General features: G+C 71.3%; 11 protein-coding genes. 5 read left to right on the forward strand and 6 right to left on the reverse strand.

All coding sequences use genetic code 11. From position 1 onward, the window contains the following. Window positions 1-1,119 carry a transaldolase gene (gene tal, locus OOK34_RS21500; protein ID WP_267035483.1) on the reverse strand — a complete coding sequence of 373 codons (1,119 nt, stop codon included), beginning with the start codon at window positions 1,117-1,119 and terminating at the stop codon, window positions 1-3. 35 nt (window positions 1,120-1,154) lie between these two features. Continuing rightward, complete coding sequence (tkt, locus tag OOK34_RS21505; RefSeq protein WP_267035484.1) at window positions 1,155-3,242, reverse strand: transketolase; 2,088 nt, start codon at window positions 3,240-3,242, stop codon at window positions 1,155-1,157. A 314-nt stretch (window positions 3,243-3,556) separates the two neighbouring features. On the opposite strand from tkt, the gene OOK34_RS21510 reads away from it, so the two are divergent. The 3 genes from OOK34_RS21510 (at window position 3,557) to OOK34_RS21520 (ending at window position 6,098) form a co-directional block, all read left to right on the forward strand. Continuing rightward, complete coding sequence (locus OOK34_RS21510; protein WP_267036854.1) at window positions 3,557-4,504, forward strand: heme o synthase; 948 nt, start codon at window positions 3,557-3,559, stop codon at window positions 4,502-4,504. A 15-nt stretch (window positions 4,505-4,519) separates the two neighbouring features. Next, the gene (locus OOK34_RS21515; RefSeq protein WP_267035485.1) at window positions 4,520-4,897 is read left to right on the forward strand and encodes a hypothetical protein; all 378 of its coding nucleotides are present in this window, start codon (window positions 4,520-4,522) and stop codon (window positions 4,895-4,897) included. A gap of 106 nt (window positions 4,898-5,003) precedes the next feature. Then, window positions 5,004-6,098 carry an amidohydrolase gene (locus OOK34_RS21520; RefSeq protein WP_267035486.1) on the forward strand — a complete coding sequence of 365 codons (1,095 nt, stop codon included), beginning with the start codon at window positions 5,004-5,006 and terminating at the stop codon, window positions 6,096-6,098. A 66-nt stretch (window positions 6,099-6,164) separates the two neighbouring features. Here the strand turns inward: OOK34_RS21520 and OOK34_RS21525 are convergent, their stop codons facing one another. The 4 genes from OOK34_RS21525 to OOK34_RS21540 all read right to left on the reverse strand — a co-directional run bounded on the left by OOK34_RS21525 (window position 6,165) and on the right by OOK34_RS21540 (window position 10,164). Beyond that, window positions 6,165-7,154, reverse strand: coding sequence for a heme A synthase (locus OOK34_RS21525; RefSeq protein WP_267035487.1), 990 nt, complete (start codon window positions 7,152-7,154; stop codon window positions 6,165-6,167). A gap of 4 nt (window positions 7,155-7,158) precedes the next feature. Further along, complete coding sequence (locus OOK34_RS21530) at window positions 7,159-8,298, reverse strand: hypothetical protein (RefSeq protein ID WP_267035488.1); 1,140 nt, start codon at window positions 8,296-8,298, stop codon at window positions 7,159-7,161. A gap of 175 nt (window positions 8,299-8,473) precedes the next feature. Continuing rightward, a complete protein-coding gene (locus OOK34_RS21535; RefSeq protein WP_267035489.1) occupies window positions 8,474-9,241 on the reverse strand; it encodes an ABC transporter permease in 768 nt (255 codons plus the stop codon). Then, a complete protein-coding gene (locus OOK34_RS21540) occupies window positions 9,238-10,164 on the reverse strand; it encodes an ABC transporter ATP-binding protein (protein ID WP_267035490.1) in 927 nt (308 codons plus the stop codon). Before OOK34_RS21540 ends, OOK34_RS21535 begins: the two co-directional genes overlap by 4 nt. Window positions 10,165-10,490: 326 nt before the next feature. Between OOK34_RS21540 and OOK34_RS21545 the strand changes: the two genes are divergently transcribed. Beyond that, window positions 10,491-11,234 (forward strand): metalloregulator ArsR/SmtB family transcription factor, encoded by a 744-nt coding sequence (locus OOK34_RS21545; protein ID WP_267035491.1) that lies wholly within the window; start codon window positions 10,491-10,493, stop codon window positions 11,232-11,234. Continuing rightward, entirely contained in the window at window positions 11,231-12,646 is a 1,416-nt protein-coding gene (gene sufB, locus OOK34_RS21550; protein WP_267035492.1) for a Fe-S cluster assembly protein SufB, read from the forward strand. The genes OOK34_RS21545 and sufB overlap by 4 nt, the downstream gene beginning before the upstream one ends. Window positions 12,647-12,689: the final 43 nt, after the last annotated feature.

Genomic DNA, 12,689 nt, shown 5'->3' on the forward strand with positions numbered 1-12,689 from the left:
TCAGTCCTCCGCGGGGGCGAGGCGCTTGAGCTCCGCCTCGGTCGACTTCAGCAGGTCGTTCCACGACGCCTCGAACTTCTCGACGCCTTCGTCTTCGAGCAGCTGCACCACATCGTCGTACGAGATGCCGAGCTTCGCGACCGCGTCCAGCTCGGCGCGCGCCTGCTCGTAGGTGCCCCGGATGGTGTCGCCGGAGACCTCGCCGTGGTCGGCGGTGGCCTCCAGGGTCGCCTCGGGCATGGTGTTCACGGTGCCGGGCGCGACCAGGTCCACCACGTACAGGGTGTCCTTGTACGCCGGGTCCTTGACGCCGGTCGAGGCCCACAGCGGACGCTGCTTGTTGGCCTGCGCCTTGTCCAGGGCCGCCCAGCGCTCGCTGCCGAACACCTCTTCGTACGCCTCGTAGGCCAGACGGGCGTTGGCGAGGGCCGCCTTGCCCTTCAGGGCCTTGGCCTCGTCGGTGCCGATGCCGTCCAGGCGCTTGTCGATCTCGCTGTCCACGCGGGACACGAAGAAGGAAGCGACCGAGTGGATCTTGGAGAGGTCCAGGCCGGCGGCCTTCGCCTTCTCCAGGCCCGCCAGGTACGCGTCCATGACCGCGCGGTAGCGCTCCAGCGAGAAGATCAGCGTCACGTTGACGCTGATGCCCTTGCCGATGACCTCGGTGATCGCCGGCAGGCCGGCCTCGGTCGCCGGGATCTTGATGAGGGTGTTGGGGCGGTCCACCAGCCAGGCGAGCTGCTTGGCCTCGGCGATGGTCGCCGCGGTGTTGTGCGCCAGACGCGGGTCGACCTCGATCGACACGCGGCCGTCCTGGCCCTCGGTCGAGTCGTAGACCGGACGCAGGATGTCGGCGGCGTCACGGACGTCCGCCGTCGTGATCATGCGGATCGCCTCGTCGACGGTGACCTTGCGGGTGGCGAGGTCGGTGAGCTGCTGCTCGTAGCCGTCGCCGCTGCTGATCGCCTTCTGGAAGATCGACGGGTTGGTGGTGACACCGACCACGTGCTGCTGGTCGATGAGTTCGGCGAGGTTGCCGGACGTGATGCGCTTGCGGGACAGATCGTCCAGCCAGATCGCCACGCCCTCGTCGGAGAGGCGCTTGAGTGCGTCTGCCATGGGAATTACATCTCCTACTGGTTCAGGTGCCGGTCTCAGCGCGCGGCGGCGGTGATGGAGGCCTTGGCGGCTGCGGTGACGGCTTCGGCGGTGAGGCCGAACTCGCGGAACAGGACGGCGCCGTCGGCCGAGGCACCGAAGTGCTCCAGCGAGACGATCCGGCCCGCGTCCCCGACGTAACGGTGCCAGGTCAGGCCGATGCCGGCCTCGACCGCGACTCGCGCCTTGACGGAGGGCGGCAGAACGCTGTCCTTGTACTCCTGGTCCTGCTCCTCGAACCACTCGACGGAGGGCATCGAGACCACGCGCGCCGGGACGCCCTCGGCCTGCAGCGCCTCGCGCGCGGCGACGGCGAGCTGGACCTCGGAGCCGGTGCCGATGAGGACGACCTGGGCGGGGCCGCCCTCGGCCTCGAACAGCACGTAACCGCCCTTGGCGGCGTTCTCGTCGCGCTCGTAGGTCGGCACGCCCTGGCGGGTGAGCGCCAGACCGTGCGGGGCGCCCTTGCCGAACACCTTGGTGTGGCGGCGCAGGATCTCGCGCCAGGCGATGGCGGTCTCGTTCGCGTCCGCCGGGCGGACCACGTTCAGGCCCGGGATGGCGCGCAGCGCGGCGACGTGCTCGACCGGCTGGTGGGTCGGGCCGTCCTCGCCGAGACCGATGGAGTCGTGCGTCCACACGTACGTCACCGGCAGGTGCATCAGTGCGGAGAGGCGGACGGCGTTGCGCATGTAGTCGGAGAACACCAGGAAGGTGCCGCCGTAGATGCGGGTGTGGCCGTGCAGCGCGATGCCGTTCATGGCCGCGGCCATGGCGTGCTCGCGGATGCCGAAGTGGATGGTGCGGCCGTACGGGTCGGCCTCCGGCAGCGGGTTGCCCACCGGCAGGAACGAGGAGTTCTTGTCGATGGTCGTGTTGTTGGAGCCGGCCAGGTCGGCCGAGCCGCCCCACAGCTCCGGGATGACCGCGCCGAGGGCCTCGAGGACCTTGCCGGAGGCGGCGCGGGTGGCGACGCCCTTGCCGGTCTCGAAGACGGGGAGCTTGTCCTCCCAGCCCGCGGGCAGCTCGTTGGCCTCGATGCGGTCGAAGGCGGCGGCGCGCTCCGGGTTGGCGGTGCGCCAGGCGGAGAAGTCCTTCTCCCAGGCGGCCCTGGCCTCGCGGCCGCGGTCCGCCAGGCTGCGGGTGTGGGCGATGACCGCGTCCGAGACCTCGAAGGTCTGCTCCGGGTCGAAGCCGAGCACGCGCTTGGTCGCGGCGACCTCGTCGTTGCCGAGGGCCGAGCCGTGGGAGGCCTCGGTGCCCTGGGCGTGCGGGGCTGGCCAGGCGATGATCGAGCGGGCCGCGATGAAGGACGGGCGCCCGGTCTCGGCCTTGGCGGCCTGGAGGGCGGCGAACAGGGCCTTCGGGTCGAGGTCGCCGTTCTCCTGCTGCTCGACGCGCTGGACGTGCCAGCCGTACGCCTCGTAGCGCTTGATGGTGTCCTCGGAGACGGCCGTCTCCGTGTCACCCTCGATGGAGATGTGGTTGTCGTCCCACAGCAGCACCAGGTTGCCGAGCTTCTGGTGGCCGGCCAGCGCGGACGCCTCGTGGGAGATGCCCTCCTGGAGGCAGCCGTCGCCCGCGATCGCGTAGATCATGTGGTCGAACGGGGAGGTGCCCGCGGCGGCCTCCGGGTCGAACAGGCCGCGCTCGTAGCGGGCGGCCATGGCCATGCCCACCGCGTTGGCGATGCCCTGGCCCAGCGGGCCGGTGGTGGTCTCGACGGCTTCGGTGTGGCCGTACTCCGGGTGTCCGGGGGTCTTGGAGCCCCAGGTGCGGAACGCCTTGAGGTCGTCCAGCTCCAGGCCGAAGCCACCGAGGTAGAGCTGGGTGTAAAGGGTGAGGGACGAGTGCCCCGCGGAGAGCACGAAGCGGTCGCGGCCGACCCACTCATGGTCCGCCGGGTCGTGCCGCATGACCTTCTGGAAAAGCGTGTACGCGGCGGGTGCCAGGCTCATCGCCGTACCGGGGTGGCCGTTCCCGACCTTCTGGACCGCGTCGGCGGCCAGGATGCGGGCGGTGTCGACGGCCCGCTGGTCCAGTTCGGTCCACTCGAGCTCTGTGGTGGTCGGCTTGGTGCTCACCGTTGCCAGGGCTCCTCTCCACATGTTGTTTTCCCGGTGACGAACGGTGACACCGGCGCGATTCCGAGCCTACCCCCGCCGGGGCGTGCGGCTATTCGAGTGCAGGCAGTGCGTCGCCGTCCCGGCGCCCGGTGTTCACCTGGGATCCGGCGGCCGCGGACGCGGCCGTCGGTCCGATCGGCCCAACACGAGTCGACCCCCGCGCGGGGCGAGGTAAGAGCTACGTCTACAGTGGCGTGGTACGCGCAAGCCTTTACCGCCCTTTCATTTACTGAAGGGGCCGCGTCGGAAGCTTGCTGGATTCTCTCTCAGGGGTGTGCGTGACGGCCGTCGAATCCCGTCCAGCGGGGGTGCTCGGGACGAGCCCCGGTCACCGGCCGTTCGGGGCCCGGGTCATGGCTTTCGTGGCTTTGACCAAGCCTCGGATCATCGAACTTCTGCTGATCACCACAGTGCCGGTGATGTTCCTCGCCGAGCAGGGGGTGCCCTCGCTGTGGCTGGTGCTCGCCACCTGCTTCGGCGGCTACCTCTCCGCGGGCGGCGCCAACGCGCTGAACATGTACATCGACCGCGACATCGACGCGCTGATGGACCGCACGGCGCAGCGGCCGCTGGTGACCGGCATGGTGAGCCCGCGTGAGTGCCTGGTCTTCGGCATCTCGCTCGGGGTCATCTCGACCCTGTTCTTCGGCCTGCTCATCAACTGGCTGTCGGCAGCCCTCGCGCTCGGCGCGCTCCTCTTCTATGTGGTCGTCTACACGATGCTGCTGAAGCGGCGCACCGCGCAGAACATCGTCTGGGGCGGGATCGCCGGCTGTCTGCCGGTGCTCATCGGCTGGTCGGCGGTGAAGAACGAGGTCTCCTGGGCCGCGGTCATCCTCTTCCTCGTCATCTTCTTCTGGACGCCGCCGCACTACTGGCCGCTGTCCATGAAGGTGAAGGACGACTACGCGCGGGTCGGCGTGCCGATGCTGCCGGTGGTGGCGGGCAACAAGGCCGTCGCCCGTCAGATCGTCCTCTACAGCTGGGTGATGGTGGCGGTCTCGCTGCTGCTGACCCCGCTGGGGTACACCGGCTGGTTCTACACCTCGGTCGCGCTGCTGGCCGGCGGCTGGTGGCTGTGGGAGGCGCACGCGCTGAGCGCCCGGGCCAAGGCCGGGGTGACGGGCGCGAAGCTCAAGGAGATGCGGCTGTTCCACTGGTCGATCACTTATGTGTCGCTCCTCTTCGTCGCCGTGGCCGTGGATCCCTTCCTCCGTTGATTACTCGCCGGTAGCATGCCGTCCATGGCAGAGACCCCAGACACCGCAGACACCGCCGGGGCCGCAGCGCCCGCGGACAAGAAGCAGAGCCGTACGGCCGCGAAGCTGGCCCGGCAGATCGGCGCGTTCGCCAAGCAGCACGGCGGCGCCGAGGGCCAGCTCGCGCACATCGGCCAGGCCGGCACCCGGATCGTGCTCGTGGGCACCGACGGGGGCTGGGGCGACCTGGTGGCCCCGACGTACGCCGTGGCCCAGCTCGCCGCCGAGAAGGCCGGGCTGACCCTCCACGAGGAGTTCGACGGGGAGTTCGCCGCCCGTGTGAAGACCGGCCCCTACGAGTGGACGCGGATGGCCGGCATCCAGCTCGGCGGCCCCGCGAACCCGGCGGCCTGACCCCCCGGGTGCCCGCTCGGTCAAGCGCGCGAGCAACACCTCACACCCCGCTCACCCGTTAGGACGTGTGGAAGCCCCTTCCTCACGTCCGCAACGGGATGCCCGGATGATCGAAACGCCGCCCCTGGTGGACCAGCACTGCCACGGAGTGCTCCGTACGGAGCTGGGACTCGCCACCTTCGAGGCCCAGCTGATCCGTACGGCGGGCCCGCCCGCCGCCGGCACCACCTTCTTCGACACCCAGACCGGTTTCGCCGTACGCCGCTGGTGCCCGCCCCTGCTGGGGCTGGAGCCGCACTGCGCGCCCGCCCGCTACCTGGCCCGGCGCCGCGAACTGGGGGCCGCCGAGAGCGCGCGCAGGCTGCTGCGCGGCTCGGGGGTGGGGTCCTACCTCGTCGACACGGGAGCCCCCGGGGACCTCACGGGGCCCAAGGAACTGGCCCTCGCCGGGGACGCGGAGGCCTTCGAGGTGGTCCGGCTGGAGTTACTGGCCGAGCAGGCCGCCGACACCTCCGGCACCGTCGCCGCCTTCCTCGCCAACCTCGCCGGAGCCGTCCACCACGCCGCCGCCGGAGCCGTCGCCTTCCGCTGCGGGGCCCGCACCGGCTGCGCGGCCGCCCTGGCCCGCGCCCCGGAGCCGCCCGGGCCCGGTGAGGTGCGCGGGGCCGCCGGGCGGTGGCTGGCCGCCCGGACCAGGGGAGGGGCGCTACGGGACCCCGTACTCCTGCGGCACCTGCTGTGGAGCGCGGTGACCTCCGGGCTGCCGCTCCAGCTGCACACCGGCGGGGCCGACCCGGAGCCGCTGACCGGGTTCGTACGGGCCACCGCGGGCGTCGGGGCGCGGCTGGTGCTGTTCGGCGGGTACCCGTACCACCGGCACACGGCCCGGCTGGCGGCGGCGTACCCGCACGTCCACGCCGACCTCGGCCCGGCCCTCGCGCGGACGGGGGCGCGGGCCGGCCCCGTACTGGCCGAGCTGCTGGAACTCGCGCCCTTCGGCAAGCTGCTGTACTCCAGCGGCGGCCGGAACCTGCCCGAGCTGCACGCCGTCGGCGCGCTGGTGTTCCGCGAGGCGCTGGGCCGGGTCCTGGGCGGCTGGGTCGCGGACGGGGCCTGGTCCTGGCAGGACGCGCAACGGGTCGCGGGGATGCTCGCGGCGGGCAACGCCCGGCGCGTCTACCGGCTCGACGAGCGCGGCTGACGACACCGGACACCGCACCGGACACCGCACCGGCCGCCGCGCCTGACGCCCTGCCGGACGGGCGCCTCAGACCGCCGAGAGCTGCGCCTCGTCCCGCGCCGGGACCTCGGCCCGGTCGGCGGAGCGCTCGCGCAGGCTCAGGGCCACGCGGAGCACGGCGATCCACACCAGGCAGGAGCCGAGCATGTGCACGGCGACCAGCACCTCGGGCAGCTGCGTGAAGAACTGCACGTACCCGATGGCGCCCTGGGCGAGCAGCACGAGCAGCAGGTCGCGGGCGCGCGCCCGGGTGTCGAGGGGAGCGTCCACCACCCGCAGCACCAGCCACATGGCGACGGCGAGCGCGCAGACCAGCCAGGCGGCGATCGCGTGCACGTGGGCGGTGGCCGCCCAGTCGAACGGCATCCGCTTGATCTCGCTCTTGTCACCGGCGTGCGGCCCGGAGCCCGTCACGACCGTGCCCGCCGCGATCAGCACGAGGGTGGTGGCGATCAGCGCCCACGACAGCTTGCGCACCGGCCCGGGCACGCGCGGCCGGGGGGCGCCCTCGCCCTCACGGGTGCGCTGCCAGGAGACGGTGGTGACCGCGATCAGGCCGGTGGCGAGCAGGAAGTGCCCGGCGACGCTGTACGGGTTGAGACCGGTCAGGACGGTGATGCCGCCGAGGATCGCGTTGCACACCACGAGGACGAACTGGACCCAGCCGAGCTTCGTCAGCGAGTGCCGCCAGGGCTTGGCCGAGCGCGCCGCGAGGATGAACCAGCCGACGGCCGCGCTGAGCACGTACGTCAGCATCCGGTTGCCGAACTCGATGACGCCGTGGAAGCCCTGGGCCTGCGTCACGACCAGGCTGTCGTCGGTGCACTTGGGCCAGGTGTCGCAGCCGAGACCGGATCCGGTCAGCCGCACCGCGCCACCGGTGACGATGATGGCCATGCTCATCAGGAGCGCGGCGGACGCGGCCCGCCGGACGGTCCGGGGTGACGGCGTCCAGCGGTCGGCGATGTATGCGAATGGGTTCAACACGGCGCCTATCGTATGCGGCGCCTTGTGCAAAGTTTCACGAGGGGGTGGCAGCTGGTGCGTCGGGCCCGACGACCAGGCGGAACCTGGCCCCGGCGGGATCGCCCTCCTCGTGCCACCACACGAGGACGCGCCACCGGCCGCCCTCGCCGGGATACTGCGGCGACCGGGCGAACTCCCGCACCAGCCCGTCCCCCACCTCCCGCGCCGTGAGCCCCCGAACCTCCGCCGAGCCCCGCCACGGCTCGGGCCGTACGCTCCACAGCCCGTCGGGCCCGCGCACCTCCACCCGCCACACCGCGACCCAGGGGGTGACCTCCAGCATCGTGGCGACCTGCTCGGCGTCCAGCCCCAGCCGGGTCCCGATCACGGCCTCGGGCACGCCCTGGATCCGGGCGGCCACCACCGCCTGCGGCAGCAGCCGCTCCGGCAGCAGCCCCTCGGCCCGCAGTCCCGCCAGCGAGTCGAAGCCCAGGAAGCGCAGCCGCAGCTCCAGCTGGCGGCCGATGTGGTCCAGGGCCTCCTCCGCCTCCTGAGCCTCCTCGGGCCCGGGGGCGGCGAGCAGCAGCCGGCGGAACCCGGACTCCGCGTCCACCGCCCAGGCGACCGCCTCGGAGGCGGAGCCCAGCTCCGCGAGCCGGTCCCCGAGGAACACCTTGGCCTGCGCGAGCCCCCGCCGGTTGACCGGGTCGTCCTGGTCCAGGCCCGCCCAGACCTCGACGGCGGCCCGGGTCAGGTCACGGGCGCGCTCGCCGGCCGCCCGTTCCATCGCGCTCGGTCCGCTCGCGGCGCCGCCCCCGCCCAGCGGATGCCGGGGGAGCCGCGCCCCGTCGCTCAGCGGCCAGGCCAGCCAGACCCCCTGGTTGATCAGACCCCGGGCGTACCACCGGGCGTACTCCGGCGCGTGCGGCGCGGCTCCCTGCGCATACCGCAGCCCCTCCTCGACGGCGGCCAGCGCCCCGGCCCGGTCCCCGCCCGCGAACCGGCGCGCCGCGAGGTCGCCCAGGCGCAGCCCGAGCCGGGCGGCGCACTCGGGGTCGGTCCGGGCGGGCTCGCGCAGCGCGCCGATCAGCTCGCGCAGCAGCCGCTCGCTCTCGGCGGGGCCGGCGTGCGCCGCTCCCGACCTGATCCGCGCCCACTGCTCGTCCAGCCGTAGAACGGCCTCCCGCTGCGCCATGCCCGCCCCCCGGCGTCACTGATTGCGTGAATGCAGTAGTCGAGTGATGGTACCGTGGCAGTGAGTAACCGGGCGGGTCTCAACCCGGTTGGTGTTGATCACGTGAGACTCGGCCGTCCGTTGGAGGGTCGAGCGGTGTGAGCCAGGAATCACCTCCGCTCGCGGAGGTGAGGAGTCAATCCCAGCGGAAGAGCTTCGCCGCGGCCCCCAGGCCCAGTACCGCCCAGCCTCCGAGCACGGCCGCGTCGCCCCACGGCAGCGCGGCCCCGTGCTGGAGCACCTCGCGCAGCCCGTCGGACAGCGCCGAGATCGGCAGCAGCCCCAGGACCGCCTGCACCGCGCCGGGGAACTTCTCCAGCGGCACGATCACCCCGCCGCCGACCAGCAGCAGCAGGAACACCAGGTTGGCCGCGGCCAGGGTCACCTCGGCCTTGAGGGTGCCCGCCATCAGCAGCCCGAGCCCGGAGAAGGCGGCCGTGCCGAGCAGGATCAACGCCGCGACCGACAGCGGGTTCCCGTGCGGGGACCAGCCCAGCGCGAAGGCGATCACCGTCAGCAGGGCGATCTGGAGCACCTCGGTGACCAGCACCGACAGGGTCTTGGCGGCCATCAGCGCCCAGCGCGGCAGCGGGGAGGCCCCGAGCCGCTTGAGCACCCCGTAGCGGCGGTCGAAGCCGGTGGCGATGGCCTGGCCGGTGAAGGCGGTGGACATCACGGCGAGCGCGAGGATGCCGGGGGCCAGGAAGTCGACCGGCTTCCCGGCACCCGTCTCCACGATGTCCACGGCGGAGAAGAGCGTCAGCAGCAGCGCCGGGATGATCACGGTGAGCAGCAGCTGCTCCCCGTTGCGCAGCAGCATCCGGGTCTCCAGCGCGGTCTGCGCGAGGATCATCCGGGACACCGGCGCGGCCCCGGGCCGGGGGGTGAACGTACCGGCGCTCATGCGCGCAGCTCCTTACCGGTCAGCTCAAGGAAGACGTCTTCGAGGGTGTGCCGTTCCACGGAGAGGCTGTCCGGCATCACCCCGTGCTGGGCGCACCAGGAGGTGACGGTGGCCAGCATCTGCGGGTCCACGTCGCCGGTGAGCCGGTAGGCGCCCGGGGTGAGCTCGGCCGCCTGGGTGCCGTCGGGCAGGGCCTTCAGCAGCGAGGCGAGGTCGAGGGAGGGGCGTCCGGTGAAGCGCAGGGTGTTCTCGGCGCCGCCCCGGCACAGCTGCTCGGGGCTGCCGTGGGCGATGACCTTGCCGGCGTCCACGATGGCGACCTCGTCGGAGAGCTGTTCGGCCTCGTCCATGTGGTGGGTGGTGAGGACGACGGTGGCCCCGTCGGCGCGCAGTTCCCGTACGAGCTCCCAGGTCGCGCGGCGGGCCTGCGGGTCGAGGCCGGCGGTGGGCTCGTCCAGGAAGACCAGCTCCGGGCGGCCGACGACGGCCATGGCCAGGGCGAGCCGCTGCTGCTGGCCGCCGGAGAGCCGGCGGTAGGGCGTGCGGCCGCAGCCGCCGAGGCCGAGGCGTTCCACGAGGGTGCCGACGTCCAGCGGGTCGGCGTAAAGCTTCGCCATGTGGCGCAGCATCTCGACGGCGCGGGCGCCGGAGTAGACCCCGCCGGACTGGAGCATCACGCCGATGCGCGGGCGCAGCTCCTCGGCCCGGGCGACCGGGTCGAGGCCGAGGACGCGGACGGTGCCGGCGTCGGGGCGGTGGTAGCCCTCGCAGGTCTCCACGGTGGTGGTCTTGCCCGCGCCGTTGGGGCCGAGTACCGCGGTGACGGAGCCGCGCGGGACGGTGAGGTCCAGGCCGTCCACCGCCGTTTTGGGGCCGTACCGCTTCACCAGTCCGCGGATCTCCACGGCGGGGTCGTTGCTCATGGTGAGTGAGTCTACGGAGCCCGGGAAGGGGGCCCTGGTCCTGGGGTGGGCGGGGTGAGGGGCCGCCGAATTCGAGCACCGTGTCGCGAACGCGGCTCTTTTTCAGCCTGGCGGCCCTGGATGGCCCAGCGGCTTTCGGTGACCTTTTCCGTCTGCTGGTTCACCGGCGGGGCCCGGAGAGAAAGCGGAATGCTGTCTACTGAATAACTCTCCGTAGATAAATAAGGTAACCCTTAGTGATAGAGGCCACCAGGCGTGGCCTCCGTCACGGCTTGTCGGGGCTCACTTAATTACGCAACAATGGCGTTGTGAAAAACGGCGAACGGATGAGCGAGGCCCCCCAGGGGGAGCTCGCGACCGGGGAGCGGTCAACCCGCAACCGGGTCGCGCGGTCCATCCTGGACCACGGTCCGTCCACCGTCGCCGACCTCGCGCAGCGTCTAGGCCTCACCCAGGCCGCCGTCCGCCGCCACCTCGACACGCTCGTCACCGACGACGTGGTCGCATCCCGTGAGCAGCGTGTGTACGGCACGCGCACCCGGGGCCGGCCCGCCAAGGTCTTCGCGCTGACCGACTGCGGCCGCGACGCCTTCGACCAGTCCTACGACGTGCTCGCCGCGGACGCCCTGCGCTGGATCGCGCAGTCCGTCGGCGGAGGCGAGCAGGGAGAGGCGGCCGTCGCCGCCTTCGCCCGGTCCCGGATGGAGACGCAGGCGCGGAGCTACCGGGAAGCCGTCGACGCGGCCGCCCCGGCGGACCGCACGGAGGCCCTTGCCAGGGCGTTGACCGCGGACGGGTACGCTGCTACGGCGAAGAGCGCTCCCGGTCCGCACAGCGGTGAACAGCTCTGCCAGCACCACTGCCCGGTCGCACATGTCGCCGAGCAGTTCCCGCAGCTCTGCGAGGCGGAGACCGAGGTCTTCTCCCGTCTGCTCGGGACACATGTGCAGCGACTCGCCACGATCGCCCACGGCGACGGGGTGTGCACCACGTTCATTCCGCGTAGCGCGAGCGCCACACAGACCGACACATCAGTATCTGCAAGTACGGCCGGGAGGAACCCCGCATGACCACGGAGACTGCTCACCCTGAGCTCGATGGCCTGGGCACCTACGAATACGGCTGGGCCGACTCCGACGCGGCCGGCGCCGCTGCCAAGCGGGGTCTGTCCGAGGATGTCGTCCGCGACATCTCGGCGAAGAAGTCCGAGCCGGAGTGGATGCTGAAGCTCCGCCTCAAGGGTCTCAAGCTGTTCGACAAGAAGCCCATGCCGAACTGGGGCTCCGACCTCTCGGGCATCGACTTCGACAACATCAAGTACTTCGTGCGTTCCACCGAGAAGCAGGCCGCTTCCTGGGAGGACCTGCCCGAGGACATCAAGAACACGTACGACAAGCTCGGCATCCCCGAGGCGGAGAAGCAGCGCCTCGTCGCCGGTGTCGCGGCCCAGTACGAGTCCGAGGTCGTCTACCACCAGATCCGCGAGGACCTGGAGGAGCAGGGCGTCATCTTCCTCGACACGGACACCGCGCTCAAGGAGCACCCGGAGCTCTTCCAGGAGTACTTCGGCACGGTCATCCCGGTCGGCGACAACAAGTTCGCCTCGCTGAACACGGCCGTGTGGTCCGGTGGCTCCTTCATCTACGTCCCCAAGGGCGTCAAGGTCGACATCCCGCTCCAGGCCTACTTCCGTATCAACACGGAGAACATGGGCCAGTTCGAGCGGACGCTGATCATCGTCGACGAGGACGCGTACGTCCACTACGTCGAGGGCTGCACCGCCCCGATCTACTCCTCGGACTCGCTGCACAGCGCCGTGGTCGAGATCATCGTGAAGAAGGGCGGCCGCTGCCGCTACACGACCATCCAGAACTGGTCGAACAACGTCTACAACCTGGTCACCAAGCGCGCCGTGGCGTACGAGGGCGCGACCATGGAGTGGATCGACGGCAACATCGGTTCCAAGGTCACCATGAAGTACCCGGCCGTCTACCTGATGGGCGAGCACGCCAAGGGCGAGACCCTGTCCATCGCCTTCGCGGGCGAGGGCCAGCACCAGGACGCCGGCTCCAAGATGGTCCACATGGCGCCGAACACCTCCTCGAACATCGTCTCCAAGTCGGTGGCCCGGGGCGGCGGCCGGACCTCGTACCGAGGCCTGGTCGAGATCGGCGAGGGTGCCCACGGCTCGAAGTCCAACGTGCTGTGTGACGCGCTCCTGGTCGACACGATCTCCCGCTCGGACACGTACCCCTACGTGGACGTGCGCGAGGACGACGTCTCCATGGGCCACGAGGCCACGGTCTCCAAGGTCTCCGACGACCAGCTCTTCTACCTGATGCAGCGCGGCCTCACCGAGTTCGAGGCCATGGCCATGATCGTGCGCGGCTTCGTCGAGCCGATCGCGAAGGAGCTGCCGATGGAGTACGCGCTGGAGCTCAACCGGCTGATCGAGCTGCAGATGGAGGGCTCGGTCGGTTAGTCCCGACCGCCCCGTCCGCAGCACATTCTTTGACGAAGGAAGA

The sequence above is a fragment of the Streptomyces sp. NBC_00091 genome (assembly GCF_026343185.1).
Taxonomy (GTDB): domain Bacteria; phylum Actinomycetota; class Actinomycetes; order Streptomycetales; family Streptomycetaceae; genus Streptomyces.

Coding starts and splice junctions, on each gene's coding strand:
- tal (WP_267035483.1), bottom strand. CDS start 1,119: ATGGCAGACGCACTCAAGCGCCTCTCCGACGAGGGCGTGGCGATCTGG.
- OOK34_RS21515 (WP_267035485.1), top strand. CDS start 4,520: ATGCCGTCCATGGCAGAGACCCCAGACACCGCAGACACCGCCGGGGCC.
- OOK34_RS21520 (WP_267035486.1), top strand. CDS start 5,004: ATGATCGAAACGCCGCCCCTGGTGGACCAGCACTGCCACGGAGTGCTC.
- OOK34_RS21530 (WP_267035488.1), bottom strand. CDS start 8,298: ATGGCGCAGCGGGAGGCCGTTCTACGGCTGGACGAGCAGTGGGCGCGG.
- OOK34_RS21535 (WP_267035489.1), bottom strand. CDS start 9,241: ATGAGCGCCGGTACGTTCACCCCCCGGCCCGGGGCCGCGCCGGTGTCC.
- OOK34_RS21540 (WP_267035490.1), bottom strand. CDS start 10,164: ATGAGCAACGACCCCGCCGTGGAGATCCGCGGACTGGTGAAGCGGTAC.
- OOK34_RS21545 (WP_267035491.1), top strand. CDS start 10,491: ATGAGCGAGGCCCCCCAGGGGGAGCTCGCGACCGGGGAGCGGTCAACC.
- sufB (WP_267035492.1), top strand. CDS start 11,231: ATGACCACGGAGACTGCTCACCCTGAGCTCGATGGCCTGGGCACCTAC.